The following is a 17,693-nucleotide window of genomic DNA, read 5'->3' as shown; positions in this document are numbered from 1 at the left end:
AAATATATAGTGAGATTTTTTATTGATGTTTAATATTAATTTTTTGCTCAATTATTTGTAATGTATCGATAAGAGAAACAGCAGTCGCATAAATTTCTCCAACTAATTGATTTTCTTGCTGAGGATTATAGTCTACTTTTTCTGATAACAACTTCAAGGAACTAAGCAAGGATTTTATACCAGTTCGTAGCTGTTGAGAAGATTCACTAAATTTTTGGGCGTAGTTATTAAATTTGATACTCTTATCAGTATCTAAAGACAATTGACAATTAATATTGTGACGATCGATATCATCTAAGATATCAATCATGTTTAGAGTTTCTAAAGCCGATTTGTAGGATTCTTCAATTAATTCCTGCTGTTCTTGGGAATTTTCTACAATGCCATCAAGTAATAGATTGAGAATGCCAATTATCGAGTTAAGCTGCGTCCGAATTTCGTGAGAAATGCGGATCAAGCTTTGATTCTGTGGAGCAGCAACCTCAAGGGGATAGCTCATCTGCGCTGAATACTTACGCATTGCATTCAGGATTTTGACACGAGCCGAGTTCTTGTGAGGAGGTTCAGCAAATTGCATTGAGTAGAGGCGTGAATAATAACCACTTTTGTCTAAAAGTTCTTGATGGGTTCCTAGTTCTACTACACGCCCATAATCTAATACAGCAATTTGATCGGCTTTTTGGACTGTGGAAAGGCGGTGAGCAATAACTAGTGTTGTGCGATCGCGGCTAAGATCATCAAGTGCAGCTTGTACTAAACGTTCAGAAACCGTATCTAAAGCGCTAGTGGCTTCATCCAAAATCAGTATTTCGGGATTTTGTAGTAATGCGCGGGCGATCGCTAATCTTTGTCTTTGTCCACCCGATAACATCACACCGCGATCGCCAATTAAGGTATCAAATCCTTGAGGTAATTTACTAATAAACTCATAAGCATTAGCCCGCTTTGCTGCTGCGATCATTTCATCATCATTAACCTCACCGCGTCCATAGGCAATGTTATTCCGTACTGAGTCATTAAACAAAAAAGTATCTTGACTGACAATTCCCATAGACTGACGTAGTGATTTCATCTCAAATTCACGCAAATCTGTGCCATCTATAGTGATACAGCCAGATGTGGGATCGTAAAATCTGCTTAACAAGTCAGCCATTGTTGATTTACCTGCACCAGAACCACCAACCAAAGCTAGAGTTGTTCCTTTTGGCAAATATAAATCTACGTTATCAAGTACCAAATTTTCATGATTAGGATAGGCAAAACAAACACGATCAAAATGTATTCCTTGCTGTAAACTTTGATAGGGAACTTGGCCCAGATTCATCAATGGTTTATTATCTTTTCGTAAAAAGTCAGCTACAACATCTACACTCGTAGAACTGTTAGCAAAGCTACTACGAAGGACATTTAATTGAGAAATTAATGGCAGCAGCCGCAATAGCACTAATAAATATGTCAGCAAAACGGCTGAAACTGTAGTAATTTGAGATGCAAATAAGGCGCGACCTATTAACACAATCACGATTAAAGCTATAATGCCGGTGACCTCGCTGACTGGCGCAATAGCTTCAGAATTAACCTGAGATAGAAAATCTGCTTTTTCGCGATCGCGAATTAGTTGCTTAATCTTTTGATATTCTCTGTCTTCATTTCCAGTTGCCTTAACTAAGCGAATCCCATTTAGTACTTCTATTACAGTAATAGAATAAGCTTTAGACATCTCCGAAAGCTCTGTACCAAAATATTTTGAACGTTGAATAGCGTACTGATTGATTAATGTAATAAAGGTCAATAACAGCGTAGTAGCTATAGTCAATTCCCAAGAAATTGATAATAATAATATTATAAAAACTAATATAGTAATTAATAAAATTACTAATCTAATTGCGCCACCTATAGCACTTGCCGCTCTGCTTATTTCTCCACCAAGACTGTTAATTAAGTCCCCAACCCGCATCTTGGTGTAATAATGTAAATCTACTTTTAATAATAATTCCACTCCAGCCTCTCTCATATCTGAGGTGAGTGTTCGCGTTAAAGAATTTGAAACTAAAGTACTGACATAACTAGAGAGATTTTTTAAGAAGATGATAAATATAATAGAGCCAGACATCACTGCTAGGCTGTAATTTTCTGGCACCTGGTCAAAAGGAGATATTATTACTTTTAAAATAGGTGGGGCACCAGTTAAATCAACTGTTTGTCCAACAATTTTGAGGATTATTGGTACAATCAATGTTGTACCGACACCATTAAATAAAGCTCCAGAAAATCCCAAAAGAATTGTTGCTAATATCCGTAATGGATAAGGTTTTACGAATTTACTTAGTAGTTTAAGATTAGACATTGAAGATTGAAGTATAAATTTACATATCACTAATCAGAACCGATTAATTACTTCTGCTAAGGTAGATGACATAGTTTCTAAACTATATTTTTGTACACATCTCGCTCTGGCTTTTAGTCCTTTTTCATTTGCTGCGGCTAAATTTTTAAATATTAATTGAATTTGTTCAGCAATTTGTTCGGGACAACCAGGATCAACTAAATAACCAGTGTCATCTAAAATTTCGGGAATATCTCCTACCCGTGTTGATAACACAGGTTTAGCCATTGCCATTCCATCTGTCAACTTGAGGGGAAATTGGGATTGAGCAGTTATAGTATCTCGTTGGGGAACAACTATAATATGAGCCGCAGCTACTACCTCAGGCATTACCTCTACAGGACATTTTGGTAACTTAATAATCCAACGACCCCATTTTTGAATTAGTTGATCGTCATAATCATCGTAAGGACTACCACCGACGATCACTAATCTTAAATCTGCTTCATTTAACAGATCTAAAGCTAGTAAAACATCTTCAACACCTTTGTGAGGTCTTGGCGCTCCAGGAAACATTAAAATTCTATATTTAGAAAGACCATAACGCTCTCTACTTGCTTCAGGGTTATACTTCTGGGGGTCAAACATTGCTGTATCTTTGCCATTAGGTATATAAACACCACCAAAGCGTTTTTGGAGAAAATTAGTATCTATAGTAACTACATCTGCTTTTGGCACTAAGCGTTCTATCCACTGTAAATAAAGTGGATGATCGGGAAATTTTAATGCTCCATTTAACTTGAAAATATCTCTATATAATTGCTTAAGACTAGGATTATATTTCCATTCCAATCCTCCATGCCAACTCAGTTCCCAATCATCCATATCTAAAAATAAAGGACGATGTCGGCTGAGTTGATGAATTAAAGACACACCAAAACTTGTAGGTTTAGGTTTAACTGCATAAATAATATCGCCATCCAGTTTTTGTAACAGTGTTTTAGCTGATAGCAGAAACTTAGGATAGTTTTTACCAATCACATAATTAATAGGTATTCCTGAAGGAGGTGTAGCGTAGATTTCTTTACCAAATAAAAATCCTACTACTTCTACTTCATAATTGATTTTTTTAAGAATTTGAGCTAGTAAAAAGGCTCGGACTGTGCCTCCACCAGCAAAATCGCTAACTACTAAGGAAACTTTAGCTTTGCTCATATTGAAACATATTTTATTCACTACCAATCAAAGTGGGTTTATAAGTTTTGAAAATGCTAATTATTTTCTGCCAAATACTTATAATTTTCTGGGAGCGTGGCCCTCGATATTTTTCATATAATAAAAAGCTGGGAATCATTAACCGGATTCGGTAAATTAGCTTAAGCCAATAGCTAGAATTAATCTGAATTTTATTATTCACTAAGTAAAAAGGCGGGTAAAACATCGGCATCAATTTAGTAAAATTAATCTCTTCCTTTTCTCTAATTGCTTCTTTAATTAAAAAATGTATACCTGTTTGACAAAAAGGCAGTAAATCTTTGTGCTTACTGTATGCTGTCTCATAGAACATAATGTAATAATTTTTCATATAAGACCAATTATTAGTTCTATTAAACTGATGTTTGGTGTAATATGCTCCAATCATAGGTGTGTACACAAAATCAACACCTAAAAGTAAAAGGTCTAGTGGAAAGTCTCTATCTTGCAAAGCCTTAAGGCGCTCATCAAAAATTTTTTTCTCTAGCACATGTCTATTCATAAGTAGACATTGTTGCAGCAAGGGGAATGGAGAATCAGCTAGAAAATCAGGAATTAACAATCGCTCAATTAGTTGCTCTCTTGTCAAAGCACCAATGATATTTTCTTGTCTGTTAATAATTTCTTGCTCTTGGTTGATGAAGACTCGTTCATAATCTGTATAAAAAACAGTATTATTCTCATTTACCTCTGGAGATAAATGAGTTAACTGCAATCTAATTTTATCTTCGTGAATCCAATCATCTCCATCTAAAAATTGAATCCACTTACCTTTGGCTTTTGTAAAGCCAAAATTTCGAGTAGAAGATACTCCGCCATTTTCTTTGTAGAAGTAACTTATTCGGGAATCAAGACTCATCAATTGCTCAACAATTGCTTGAGTATTATCAGTAGAGCCATCATCGACAATAATACATTCAAGGTCTGTAAATGTTTGTGCTAGCACACTTCGCACTGAGCATTCTAGGTAGCTAGATTGATTAAAACAAGTAACAATTATGGAAACAATCGGAGCCATTTATTAAACACTCCTGTGATGAAAAAGTTGCAGATAATATTTTGCTATTGTTGTGGTAACAAAACTTAGTTTCTCAAATCCTAAGATAGAAAACTTAGGATTTACAACCATGGAATAGCTGGAATTTTGATTGATATATTAGCACGCTGTAAATAATACTTGAGAAGTGCTGTATAGATGCGATCCATTGAAGGTAGTTGATACTTTTTATTAGGTTCACTATCATGTGAACCCCAAATTACTGGAAAAGGATTCGGTTCCCACACCATTAAATTTCCCTGGTTATCATAGCTGTAATCAAAGGCCATGAAATCAAAACCTAATGCTTTTCTTGCCTTTTGCAATATATAGTGATTAGGATCTTCTCCACTAAAATAAGCAATCTCTTCAGCTATGATTGCTTCATTGATGACGCGGTCATCGTTATCTCGCACTTCCCAAGATTTTGAAACCATTAAAGGGCCGGGAATACCTTCATCTCCCATAGCAAAGTAGCGATATTTACGATACAAACCATCCTCTCCTTTAACATCTAAAAATTCTACTGCTATGGGAGCAATGAATTTTTCAAAAGATACGTTTTCTATTTCTTCAGGATGTTGTATGAAAAAGATTTGACTACCATGTATCCAGTCTTCTCTGATAAAAAAAGGAGTTGATAATCCTCCTTTTGTCTTTTTAAAATCTTCTATGTCAGTGATGGGTATTGTTTTAGCAGTACGAATCCCTACATCACCAATTAGCTTTGATGCAATTGATTTGATGGAATTTGAGAGATTATCTACAGGATTAACAATAGGAATGTTGTGTAAGTGACACTGTGCCTCTAATTCTTTGGCATATTTATAAATATGAGGAAACCTTTCTTTAAGCGGGTCTTGTAACCAAGGTAAAAATAGAGCGTATCTTTCCCAATTATTTATTTCACACGGTAGATAATGAACTTCAAATAAATGTGCAGCTTCAGGGACGTTTTGGCTGACCCAATAAAGAAAGTAATCATTATATGTAGACTGGTGATCGCGCTGTCTAACTACGAGGATACGTTTGGAATAACGGATGTTATTTATAGCATCCCGAATTGCATAAATTAGCTGTTTACCTAATTGATTGCTCATGAATATTTATGCTTAATATTATGTGGTCTCGTTGATTCCTAAAATATTAGGACTAGCCATTATTCAGAAAATTTTATCTGATGCAATTTTGTGTATTTATGATTGCTATAACTAGTGCGTTTCATTGTGCTAGAGTATACGCACTAGTTTTTAACTATGAGGACATATAGCCAAAATTAACTAATCATCTTACCAATCAAGTAATTTTAGCCTCCCTGTTTGTAGATGATCGAATATGCGGTTAATTTGGCGGCGATCGCCATCATTAATATTGCCATTAGCCAAAACAGTAGAAGTAAGTAAATTATGATCCTGTCGGCTCATTCTCCCTGATGAAAGAATCCGATCTACAATTTGCTGCACTCCTTTTTCTGATTGACTAGTGACAGTTTTGTACATCAATGTCTGATAAGTCATAAATCTCCTACAGATGCAATAAAACATGACAATACTTGCTCACCTTTAAATATCTAAAAAGGAGATAGCTAAAAATTTAAGAAATATTAAATTTTTACTAAAAAAAGCAAATATTGCAGATTCCTGATGATCGACATTCTTTTTGTATTAATCACAAAGAGAATAAGTTCACTCTAACTTCGCATTTTAGCTACTTCCAGAGAAATTGTACTGATTAATCACAACATTTATTAAGACTGTTAGATTATCGATTCAGGGTAAATACGGTTGTGTGTGGAGATAGTTAAGAGGTTTTACAGGTAGAATGTACAAGATACCAAACTCCGTTATAGCGAAGCTAATGCGCGGCTCAATTGGTTAAAGCTGTCATTAGTTATGAGTCATTAATCTAAGGAATTTGAAGTTATGCAGGTATTTCGTCTGGAAGCACTTTCCGATAACTACATATTCTTGTTGTACGATCGCACCCAAAATATCGCCGCAGTTGTCGATCCAGCAGAAGCTGAACCTGTATTCAAAAAGCTGGATGAACTAAAAGCTGATTTGGTAGCAATTTTTAACACCCACCACCATCACGATCATGTGGGTGGTAATCAGCAGCTAATGCAAAAATTCCCAAAATTGACGGTATATGGTGGAGTTGAGGATCGGGGGAGAATTCCCGGACAGCAGGTATTTTTAGAAGATGGCTCTCGTGTTCAATTGGGCGATCGCATCGCTGAAGTCATTTTCGTTCCCGGACATACCCGCGCTCACATCGCTTATTATTTTCCGCCAGCGATCGCTGGAGAAACAGGGGAATTATTCTGCGGCGATACCTTATTTGCTGGGGGTTGCGGTCGTTTATTTGAAGGGACACCAACACAAATGGTTAACTCTTTGAGCAAGCTCCGCTCTCTACCGGATAATACTCGTGTATGGTGTGCCCATGAATATACATTGAATAATTTAAAATTTGCTCTGACTGTAGATGGGGAAAACAGCGATTTACAGCAGAGGTTTGCAGAAGTGACAGCTTACCGTAGTCGAGGGGAAGCGACTGTTCCTTCACTACTAGGAGTGGAGAAACGCACCAATCCTTTTTTACGCTGGGAGGAGCCTTCACTACAATTAGCGACGAAAAGTCATGAGCCGGTGCAAACTTTTGCCAGAATTAGGGGAATGAAGGATAAGTTTTAGTCATTAGCCATTGCTCAGAGACGCGATTCATCGCGTCTGTACAATTGTCTTCCTTGTCTCCCTTTTCCCTAGATATGTCCTATAGCAACGCCTTTTCTCCTGACTATAAAACAGCAAGGAATCGCTTCCGCGCTGCGGCGTTGGCTTTGGGGTGTGGTTTAGAAGCCTACTCTATTGAGGAAACTGGGCCGGATGGGGAAGAGTTGACTATTGATGTGGCGATCTTAGGAAACCCTAAGGCGCAAAAGGTTGTGGTGGTATCGAGTGGGTTACATGGGGTGGAAGGGTTTTTTGGTTCGGCGGTGCAATGTGCTTTGATGGAGGAACGCCTGAAAAATTGGAAACCACCTGGTGATTTGGCGTTATTGCTATTACATGCTTTGAATCCCTACGGCTTTGCTTGGTTGAGACGTTGGAATGAAGATAATGTCGATTTAAATCGTAATTTTCTGCTACCCGGTGAAGAATATCGGGGTAGTCCGCAAATGTATGGCGATTTAAATGCCTTTTTTAACCCCACTTCACCGCCATCTCGGTTTGAGCCTTTTTTGCTGAAAGCGATCGCTCTTATTTTCCGTTATGGTATTAATTCTTTAACAAAAACCTTACCAGTCGGTCAATACGATTTTCCCCAAGGTTTATTTTTCGGCGGACATGCTCCCGCAAAAACTTACCGCATTCTCGATGCAAATCTATCTCGCTGGATGGGAGAAGCAAAGGATGTAATTCATATTGACTTACATACAGGATTGGGTCAGAAAGCAACCTATAAACTGTTTATTGAAGATCCGCCAGAATCCAAGTCTACCCAGTGGTTAACAGAGAAATTTGGCGCAAATTATATCGAACCTTATCAAACTAGAAAGGTAGCTTATAAATTTCGTGGCGGTTTGGGGAATTGGTGTCAAGCAAAATTACCCCAATCTAACTATAAATATCTGACAGCAGAATTTGGCACCTATTCAGTTATTCAGGTAGTGGAAGCATTACGCGCAGAAAATCGCGCGCATTTTTTTGCGCCAGCTAATCACCCATGTAGAGAATGGACAAGCCAGCGATTAAAAGAAGTTTTTGTCCCTGGGGATAAGGTTTGGCGCGATACAGTAGTCGCTCAAGGACTTGATTTGGTCGAACGCGCGATCGCCTCATTATAAACCAAGACAAATTTTTTGGCGCATAGGAGTTGCGATCGCACCCTACCATTCGCTAGGATCTTTAAGCTTTGGGATATTAGCCAAGCCACTTGGGATACAGCTACACATCTGTTAGCTATCCGGCTGCAACCCAAGTTAATGAGATTCTACAGGAAAACGAAAAAACAATGGCGAAGCGCGTACAGTTAGTTTTAACTCAGGATGTTTATAAACTGGGTAAATTAGGCGATTTAGTGGATGTAGCACCAGGCTATGCTCGTAATTATTTGATTCCTCAAAAGTTAGCAACTCATGCTACTCCTGGGATTCTCAAGCAAGTAGAACGCCGTCGCGAACAAGAAATTCAACGGCAATTAGAATTAAAACAACAAGCTTTAGAACAAAAAGCAGCTCTCGAAAAAGTTACCACCTTGCAAATTGCCAAGCAAGTTGGTGAAAACGAAGCTATCTTCGGTACTGTTACCGCTCAAGATGTTGCAGATGCAATTAAAGCAGCGACAAATCAAGAAGTGGATCGTCGCGGTATTACAATACCCGATATCAACCACCTTGGTACTTACAAAGCTGAAATTAAGCTGCATTCCGACGTAACCGCGCAACTCGATATTCAAGTTGTGGCTAGCTAAGGAAATAATTTGTAATTCGTAATTCGTAGTTCGTAATTGCTAATTAATTGAGGATGTCGGTAATTTAATTGATGCATGGATTCAAGATAAATAAATCGTTTTCCTTGATTCCATTTACCACATTCATCTGCTAAAAATTATTACGAATTACGAATTAATAATTACGAATTATATCTTTGTTGTAAAACCGCAAATTTTAGACTATAGCAATCCACAAAGAGTCACAAATACCCATCTTCCTTGTCCTCCTTGTCTTCCTTGTCCTCCTTGTCCTTTTTGTTTACATATCAAATAGGATTGCTATATAAGATTAATAGCTAAACCCCGATCGCAATTTTAAAGCGCTTATGGCTGAAGGACTAAGTTTTCAAGGCGATGGTAGCGATCGCCTTCCACCCCAAAATATTGAAGCAGAAGAGGCGATTTTGGGGGGAATTTTGCTAGATCCAGAAGCGATTGGTCGAGTTAGCGATCGCTTAATTGCTGAAGCTTTTTACATTAGCGCCCATAAAGAAATTTATCAAGCCGCCTTACGACTCCATGCGCAAGGTAAACCTACAGATTTACTCTCAGTTACCAGTTGGCTAGCTGATAACGATATGCTTAACCGTATTGGCGGGAGAAATAAATTAGCCACCCTTGTAGATCGCACAGTTTCAGCCGTTAATATTGACGCCTTAGCAGTATTAGTCATGGATAAATACATGCGGCGACAATTAATTAAAGCTGGTAATGAAATTGTCCATCTAGGTTATGAAACTGATAAAGATTTACCAATAGTTTTAGATCAAGCAGAACAAAAAGTTTTTGGTGTTACTCAAGAAAAGGTACAGTCAGGACTAATTCACATTTCTGATGTTTTAATTAATAATTTTCAGGATATTGAAGAACGAAATCAAGGTATTTCTTTACCGGGAATCCCCTGTGGTTTCTATGATTTAGATGCAATGACTAGCGGTTTTCAGCGTTCTGATTTAATTATTGTCGCTGCTAGACCGGCAATGGGAAAGACTAGCTTTGCAATGAATCTCGCACAATATATTGCTCATTCGGAAGTTCCTGTTAAGGGTAGCGATGTTGTCGAGATGAAAAAATTACCAGTTGCTGTTTTTAGTTTAGAAATGTCTAAAGAACAACTGGTACAACGTTTATTAGCTAGTGAAGCGGGAATTGAAAGCGGTTATTTACGTAGTGGAAGGCTAAGTCAAGCACAGTGGGAACCTTTAAGCTTGGCTATTAGTAAGCTTTCTGATATTCCAATTTTTATTGATGATACGCCAAATATCACTGTCACCCAAATGCGAAGTCAGGCGCGAAGATTGCAAGCAGAACAAGGGATAAATTTGGGTTTAATTGTCATAGATTACCTGCAATTAATGGAAGGTGCAGGTGATAACCGAGTACAAGAATTATCAAAAATTACACGTTCTTTAAAAGGTTTAGCGCGGGAATTATCGGTTCCAGTAATTGCTTTATCGCAGTTAAGTCGCGGAGTAGAAGCACGTACTAATAAGCGTCCAATGTTGTCAGATTTAAGAGAATCGGGATCGATTGAACAAGACGCGGATTTAGTAATTATGTTGTACCGCGATGATTATTACAATAATGACACTCCCGATCGCGGTATTGCTGAAGTCATAGTAGCTAAACACCGTAACGGCCCTACAGGTACAGTAAAACTCTTATTCGATCCGCAGTTTACCAAGTTTAAAAACTTAGCTCGACCCAATAATTATTAAAATTCATTCTTGAGTGGGATGGAACGCAAGGGTATGCGATCGCACTATAACAACTTACCCTTGTACAGACGCGATTAATCGCGTCTCTGACAACTGACCAATACAGATTTGATTATCACTTGACACCAGTTTAACTTATTTTACTTATCATTCATACTCTCCGGTGTCAATGAGTACATTTTTCATGTACTGATAATAATATAGTTAAAATAAAGTTTTGTGAAGCGAGGACTACGAATGTACATTGTACAGATTGCCTCGGAGTGCGCTCCTGTAATTAAAGCAGGCGGTTTAGGGGATGTTGTCTACGGATTGAGTAGGGAATTAGAGATTCGTGGGCATTGTGTCGAACTAATTCTGCCCAAATATGATTGTATGCGCTACGACCATATTTGGGGATTACACGAAGCCTATCGCAATCTATCTGTACCCTGGTACGGTGGAGCCATTACTTGTACTGTTGAGTGCGGTTGGGTACATGGACGAGTATGTTTCTTTATTCAACCCCACTCTCAAGATAATTTCTTTAATCGCGGTTGCTATTACGGCTGTGACGACGACAATATGCGTTTTGCTTTCTTTAGCAAAGCTGCTTTAGAATTTTTACTGCAAAGTAACAAGCGCCCTGATGTTATCCATTGTCATGACTGGCAAACAGGCTTAATTCCAGTCATGCTCCATGAAATGTACAAGTATTATGGCATGGAGTATCAGCGAGCTTGCTACACTATCCATAACTTTAAGCATCAAGGAATGGGTGGTGTAGAAACACTCCAAGCCACAGGTTTAAACCGACCAGAATATTACTTCCAATACGATAAACTGCGTGACAACTTCAACCCCTTCGCCTTGAACTTTATGAAGGCGGGTATAGTTTACTCCAATGCTGTCACCACAGTTTCACCAAACCACGCTTGGGAAGCGCGTACTAGCGAAATAGGTTGTGGTTTAGGTCATACTTTACATTTGCATCAAGATAAATTCCAGGGAATACTTAACGGTATTGATTACGATTTTTGGAATCCAGAAGTTGACCGTTACATCCCCTCTCATTACAACAAAGACACTTTTGACAAGAAATTTGATAACAAAAAAGCTTTGCAAGAGCGGCTTTTGCTCCGCCAAGAAGATAAACCGATCGTTGCTTATATTGGGCGTTTAGATAATCAAAAAGGCGTGCATCTTGTACATCACGCTATTTATTACGCTCTCAATAAAGGGGCACAATTCGTATTACTAGGTTCGGCAACAGAACCGGGAATTAATGCCCAATTCCAACATGAAAAACAATTTTTAAATAACAACCCTGATGTTCATTTAGAACTAGGCTTTAATGAAGAATTATCTCACCTAATTTATGCAGGTGCAGATATGATTGTTGTGCCTAGTAATTTTGAACCTTGCGGGTTAACGCAAATGATTGGGTTAAAATACGGCACTGTTCCCATTGTGCGCGGTGTCGGCGGTTTGGTAAATACAGTATTTGACCGCAATTACGATGAGAATGTACCACCAGAAAAACGCAATGGTTTTGTATTCTACCAAAGTGATAATTCTGCCCTTGAGTCTGCAATGGGACGAGCAATTGATTTGTGGAATTATTCTCCCGAAGAATTCCGCGAATTAGCAATTCAAGGTATGGAGTATGACTACTCCTGGAATATTCCTGGCGGGGAATATGTAGAAATTTACGATTGGATTAGACACAAGTGGTAATTTTAATTGCCTTGAAATTGGCTACATGATGATATGGGTATGCGGAGAATAATTTGTAGCCAGCCTTGTAGTTGATACTGTACCTTTATCTAAAAATTAGATCAATAAGAAGGTGGCTTTGCCGCCTTTTTTCTTGGCTTAAATTTTATGTAGCGCTCGTTACCACTGGTATTTTTTTAATATATTTTGGCTAAATTTAACTGGTTAAAAATATAGAATTTGTTAGTTAAAATCACGTAGTAGCTATTATAACTTTATATCTTCTTTATAAAAACTAGATAATTCTTTATTATTTTTATATAGAATTTGAAATATTAGCTGTTAAATTCTATTGATACTTATTGATAAAGCTGCACTACCATAATTTTTATAAGTTCTCTGCCTGTTATAAAAAAAATATTTGGTAATTGGTGCATATATGGAATGCATTGTAATCAATCTATTAATTACTGAATATTGTAGAGAATTTATTTGATTTGATTTCGTAATTATCTAATCTTTTGGCGGATAGTGACATTTTTAGTAACTATCAAATCATTCATAATTTTTATCGAAACAAAATGAAAGTAGTAACCAGAGAATATTCATACCAACTTTCATCTCTACAGCAAGGAATGCTGTTTAACAATTTAGTTGCTCAAAAATCGGGAGTAGATATTGAGCAGATGATCTGTTTAGTACATGAAAAAATTGATGTTTTGGCATTTCAAAAAGCATGGCAGAAAGTTGTAGAAAGACACGCAGTTTTGCGAACTAGCTTTGATTGGCAAAGTCAACGGGAACCTCAGCAATATGTGCATCAAAAAGTAATCATTCCTCTGGAACAGCAAGATTGGTGTGACTTGTCTGACACAGAACAATCAACTAAATTACAAGCCTATCTGCAAAGCGATCGCACTCTTGGCTTTGAGTTAAATGTCGCGCCATTGATGCGCCTTGCATTATTTCGGTTGAGAGAATCTGTCTACCAATTTATTTGGACTTTTCACCATGCTTTGTTAGATGGTCGTTCCTTGTCAATCCTTATTAAGGAAGTGTTCGCTTTTTATGACGCTTTCTGTGAAGGCAAAGACTTACAACTTCCCCAACCCCGTCCTTATCAAGATCATATTACATGGCTACAGCAACAGGATTGGTGTAAGTCCGAAAGTTTTTGGCGGAACTTGCTCAAAGGCTTTACCGCACCCACACCTTTATTATTAGACTCAAATCCCCGCGATCAAAGCGGTTTTGGCGAGCAAGCAATCCGGCTCTCAGAAAAAACTACAGCGATGTTGCAGTCTTTAGCACAACAACATCAACTCACAATCAATACTTTAGTACAGGGTGCTTGGGCGATACTTTTGAGTCGTTACAGTGGTGAAAGCGATATTGTATTTGGTGCGACAAGAGCCTGTCGTCATTCCTCTGTAGCTGGAGCTGAATCAATCGTAGGACTTTTGATCAATACCTTACCAGTTCGAGTCAGTGTTTCTGGGGAAAAATCTCTTCTGAGTTGGCTCAAAGAATTGCGATCGCAGTGGGTAGCTTTGCGAAACTATGAACATACCCCTCTAGTCAACGTGCAAAGATGGAGCGATGTGCCACCAGGAAAGCCCTTGTTCGATAGTATTTTGGTATTTGAAAACTATGAATTAAATTCGGCTTTACGTTCTCAGGGTGGTAGATGGCAAAACCTGGAATTCCGGCTAGAAGAACAAACTAACTTTCCTCTGACATTGGTTGGTTATGCAGATTCAGAACTGTTATTGAAACTCAAATACGACCAAAATCTCTTCGACAATGCCAAAATCGCTCGGATGCTGGGACATCTTGAGACTTTATTGTCCAGCATGGCAAATAATCCCTGGCAGTGTTTAGGAGAACTACCACTATTGACAAGCGATGAAAAACATCAAATGTTGATTGAGTGGAATCATACACAAGCAGATTTTGCAGAGCAACTTTGTATTCATCAACTATTTGAGGCGCAGGTAGAGCAGACACCCGATGCTGTAGCTGTCGTCTGTGGAGAGGAACAACTAACTTACCAACAGTTGAACTGTAGAGCTAATCAGTTAGCCCATCACTTGAAGCAACTGGGTGTCAAGCCTGGGGTGTTAGTTGCTGTATATCTAGAGCGATCGCTAGAAATGATTCCGACGGTGCTAGGGATTTTAAAAGCTGGAGGTGCTTATGTACCACTAGAACCCAGTTTCCCCAAAGCACGCATTCAATTACTGCTGTCTTCTCTAGAAATTAACTCTTTAGTCACCCAAAGTTGGTTGTTACCTAATATTCATGAGCTAGAACTGGTAGCACTGCAACACTTAATCTGTTTGGATAAATCTGCACATACTCAATCTGGATGGCAAGTTGGACATCAGCAGGTATGGAATCGTTCTTATCTAGATTTACTGCCTACAGAAAATTTACCGACATCTGCCAATTCAAATGATATTGCTTATGTGATTTTTACCTCTGGCTCTACAGGCACACCAAAAGGGGTTGTGGTTCGTCATCGACCTGTTATCAACCTGATTGAGTGGGTTAACAAAACATTTAATATTAATTCTGCTGACAGAGTTTTATTTATCACATCCTTGTGTTTTGACCTGTCAGTTTATGACATTTTCGGATTATTAGCCGCAGGTGGTTCAATTCGGGTTGTCCCTAGCGATGATGTGCGAGATCCAGAAGCTTTGTTGCACATTCTTTGCCATGAGCCAATCACATTCTGGGACTCTGCACCGCCTGCACTGCAACAACTTGCTGGCTTTTTCTCCCAGGTTCAAGAAAGTAATTGTCATCCCCAATTGCGGTTAGTATTTATGAGCGGTGATTGGATACCAGTCACACTGCCAGATTTACTTAAAGCTACCTTCCCAGGGGTAGAAGTGATTAGTTTGGGTGGCGCAACCGAAGCAACAGTTTGGTCTAATTATTATCCCATTGGCAAAGTCGAGCCATATTGGAAGAGTATTCCCTATGGTAAACCCATCCAAAACGCTAAATATTACATTCTTGATGATTACCTCAATCCCTGTCCGATTGGTGTTTCTGGAGAATTGCATATTGGTGGAGAATGTTTAGCCTCTGGCTATTTAAATCAACCCGAACTTACAGCCCAAAAATTCATTCCCGATCCCTTTAGCGACAAGAAATCAGCACGACTCTATAAAACAGGAGACTTAGCTCGCTATCTGGCTGATGGTAACATTGAATTTCTCGGTCGGATTGACCATCAGGTAAAGATTCGCGGTTTCCGCATCGAGTTGGGAGAAATTGAGAGTGTATTATCACAACACGACTGTGTACAGGAAACTGTAGTTATAGCGCGGGAAGATGAGCCAGGAAATAAGCGATTGGTAGCTTATGTTGTGCTTAATGGTGAGTCTACACCGACGATGAATGAATTGCGGCGTTTTCTGCGAGAGAAATTGCCAGATTATATGATTCCATCTGCCTTTGTTGCGATCGCCAAAATTCCACTGACTCCTAATGGTAAAGTAGACCGCCGCGCTTTGCCCATCCCTGACCAAAACAGACCAGAATTAGAAAAAGCCTTTGTTTCGCCAAAAAACACCGTAGAAATCGAGTTAACGCAAATTTGGTCAGCTATTTTAGGTATTAAGTCAATTGGCATCAGCGATAATTTCTTTGATTTGGGCGGAGATTCCCTATTAGCAGTAAAATTATTTACACAAATCGAAAAGAAATTTGGTCAAAAACTGCCCCTAGCTACTTTGTTACAATCACCAACCATAGAACAATTAGCTAGCATTCTCCGTCAATCAAATACACCAGCTTCTTGGTCTTCTCTGGTAACTATTCAGCCTGGTAGCAGTGAGAAACGCCCTTTATTTTTAATCCATGCTCTGGGAGGTAATGTAATTGGCTACCAAACTCTAGTGCGTTACTTGGGTAAAGAACAACCTGTGTATGGGTTACAAGCACAAGGACTTGATGGTAAACAAACTCCCCACACGAGAGTTGAGGATATGGCATCTCACTACATCAAAGAAATGCGCACTGTTCAACCGCATGGCCCCTATCTGTTGGGTGGTTTCTCTAGTGGTGGGACAATTGCTTTTGAAATGGCGCGTCAGTTAGTTGCTCAAGGCGATCGCGTGGCTTTACTAGCTATGTTTGATACATATAGCCCTAGTTTGTATATCAATAATCCTTCCCTATTGCGTACCCTTTATGTCTACTTTCTGACTTTCTGGCGACTGAGATCAACAGATAGATGGAACTATTTTCTCGCCAAACTAGATTGGTTGAGATCTATGTTAACTGGGAAACCAAGCAGCAAGTTTGACTTGTGGAATGAACACTCTTTTACTGAAGATGCCAACCCTTACAACATGGCATTAATAGAAGCTCTCAAGCAAGCCACAATGGCGGATTATATACCACAACCCTATGCTGGTAAGGTAACTTTATTTACCACTAATGAAGTGTTGAGATGGTGTCAGTTCAAACCCTGTAGAGGCTGGAAGGGAATGGCTAAACAAGGAGTGGAGATTCACGAGGTTCCTGGGACACATCTCGGTATGCTGGGAGAACCAACGGTGCAGATTTTAGCCGAAAAATTAATTGTTTGCTTAGAACAGGCACAAGCAGATAATCAGGTAGTAAGCAGTTTCACTTTTAATTGACGCCTGAAAACTCATTACCACAGCAACAAAAAACCCCGGTTAGTTACCGGGGTGATGAGGAAGAGGTTTATTGACTATGAGATATCCTGATACCGAAATCAGAAAATTTAATTAAAAATTTTAGCTAACGCTTAAACCTACTAAAACAAGAGTGGTGACAAGTAATGTAGCGAATCCAGCTTGTAAGAGGTATTGGCGTTGTTCCCAAATTGTTGGGTATTCAGCGTAGTAGATTTGGGGTTCGGTTGCGTAGTTGTTGAGAACGCCGTCTTCATTAATTGTTGTATACATAGTTTTTTCTCTCGCCTTGTTAACTTATGTAAATAAATTTAACAAGTTTGTTACAAATAGTCAACACGGCTTGACAAATAATTATGGATACTATCCATAAATGAGACTTATCAATGATGGGGATGAGGAGACTTGGAAGACTTTCGGCAAAAATCTCTCGCTCCGAAAAAGCCTTCAGGCTCAAGCCTGAGGCTATACGAACAAAGCCCACCTGC

12 protein-coding genes are annotated in these 17,693 nt (G+C 38.6%); 6 read left to right on the top strand and 6 right to left on the bottom strand.

Annotated features, from left to right (window positions below; genetic code table 11):
• Positions 1-19: 19 nt before the first annotated feature.
• The 5 genes from AACW45_RS00860 to AACW45_RS00840 form a co-directional block, all read right to left on the bottom strand.
• A complete protein-coding gene (locus tag AACW45_RS00860; RefSeq protein WP_190626727.1) occupies positions 20-2,347 on the bottom strand; it encodes an ABC transporter ATP-binding protein/permease in 2,328 nt (775 codons plus the stop codon).
• A 33-nt stretch (positions 2,348-2,380) separates the two neighbouring features.
• Entirely contained in the window at positions 2,381-3,541 is a 1,161-nt protein-coding gene (locus AACW45_RS00855; RefSeq protein WP_190626725.1) for a glycosyltransferase family 4 protein, read from the bottom strand.
• Between the two features lie 13 nt (positions 3,542-3,554).
• Positions 3,555-4,598, bottom strand: a complete 1,044-nt coding sequence (locus AACW45_RS00850) for a glycosyltransferase family 2 protein (RefSeq protein ID WP_190626723.1) — start codon at positions 4,596-4,598, stop codon at positions 3,555-3,557.
• 101 nt (positions 4,599-4,699) lie between these two features.
• Entirely contained in the window at positions 4,700-5,716 is a 1,017-nt protein-coding gene (locus tag AACW45_RS00845) for a hypothetical protein (protein ID WP_190626721.1), read from the bottom strand.
• Positions 5,717-5,905: 189 nt separating this feature from the next.
• On the bottom strand, positions 5,906-6,133 hold the full coding sequence (locus tag AACW45_RS00840) for a hypothetical protein (RefSeq protein ID WP_190626719.1): 228 nt from the start codon (positions 6,131-6,133) through the stop codon (positions 5,906-5,908).
• 405 nt (positions 6,134-6,538) lie between these two features.
• Here AACW45_RS00840 and gloB point away from each other — a divergent pair, with 405 nt between their 5' ends.
• The 6 genes from gloB to AACW45_RS00810 all read left to right on the top strand — a co-directional run bounded on the left by gloB (position 6,539) and on the right by AACW45_RS00810 (position 17,187).
• Positions 6,539-7,312, top strand: a complete 774-nt coding sequence (gloB, locus tag AACW45_RS00835) for a hydroxyacylglutathione hydrolase (RefSeq protein WP_190626716.1) — start codon at positions 6,539-6,541, stop codon at positions 7,310-7,312.
• Between the two features lie 53 nt (positions 7,313-7,365).
• Positions 7,366-8,466 (top strand): DUF2817 domain-containing protein, encoded by a 1,101-nt coding sequence (locus tag AACW45_RS00830; RefSeq protein WP_339385071.1) that lies wholly within the window; start codon positions 7,366-7,368, stop codon positions 8,464-8,466.
• Positions 8,467-8,633: 167 nt separating this feature from the next.
• Positions 8,634-9,092: a 50S ribosomal protein L9 gene (rplI, locus tag AACW45_RS00825; protein WP_190626713.1), complete on the top strand. Its 459-nt coding sequence runs from the start codon at positions 8,634-8,636 to the stop codon at positions 9,090-9,092.
• Between the two features lie 347 nt (positions 9,093-9,439).
• On the top strand, positions 9,440-10,831 hold the full coding sequence (gene dnaB, locus AACW45_RS00820; RefSeq protein ID WP_096642806.1) for a replicative DNA helicase: 1,392 nt from the start codon (positions 9,440-9,442) through the stop codon (positions 10,829-10,831).
• Positions 10,832-11,068: 237 nt separating this feature from the next.
• Positions 11,069-12,547 (top strand): glycogen synthase GlgA, encoded by a 1,479-nt coding sequence (glgA, locus tag AACW45_RS00815; protein ID WP_190626711.1) that lies wholly within the window; start codon positions 11,069-11,071, stop codon positions 12,545-12,547.
• A 560-nt stretch (positions 12,548-13,107) separates the two neighbouring features.
• A complete protein-coding gene (locus tag AACW45_RS00810; RefSeq protein ID WP_190626708.1) occupies positions 13,108-17,187 on the top strand; it encodes an amino acid adenylation domain-containing protein in 4,080 nt (1,359 codons plus the stop codon).
• Between the two features lie 120 nt (positions 17,188-17,307).
• Here AACW45_RS00810 and psb34 read toward each other — a convergent pair whose 3' ends face one another.
• Positions 17,308-17,478 carry a photosystem II assembly protein Psb34 gene (gene psb34 / locus AACW45_RS00805; protein ID WP_190538343.1) on the bottom strand — a complete coding sequence of 57 codons (171 nt, stop codon included), beginning with the start codon at positions 17,476-17,478 and terminating at the stop codon, positions 17,308-17,310.
• Positions 17,479-17,693 lie beyond the last annotated feature (215 nt).

This window comes from Calothrix sp. FACHB-168 (genome assembly GCF_963889195.1).
Classification (GTDB): Bacteria; Cyanobacteriota; Cyanobacteriia; order Cyanobacteriales; family Nostocaceae; genus Aulosira; species Aulosira anomala_A.
Note: the sequence above shows the minus strand (reverse complement) of the source record. Positions and strands in the feature narration are given on the sequence as shown.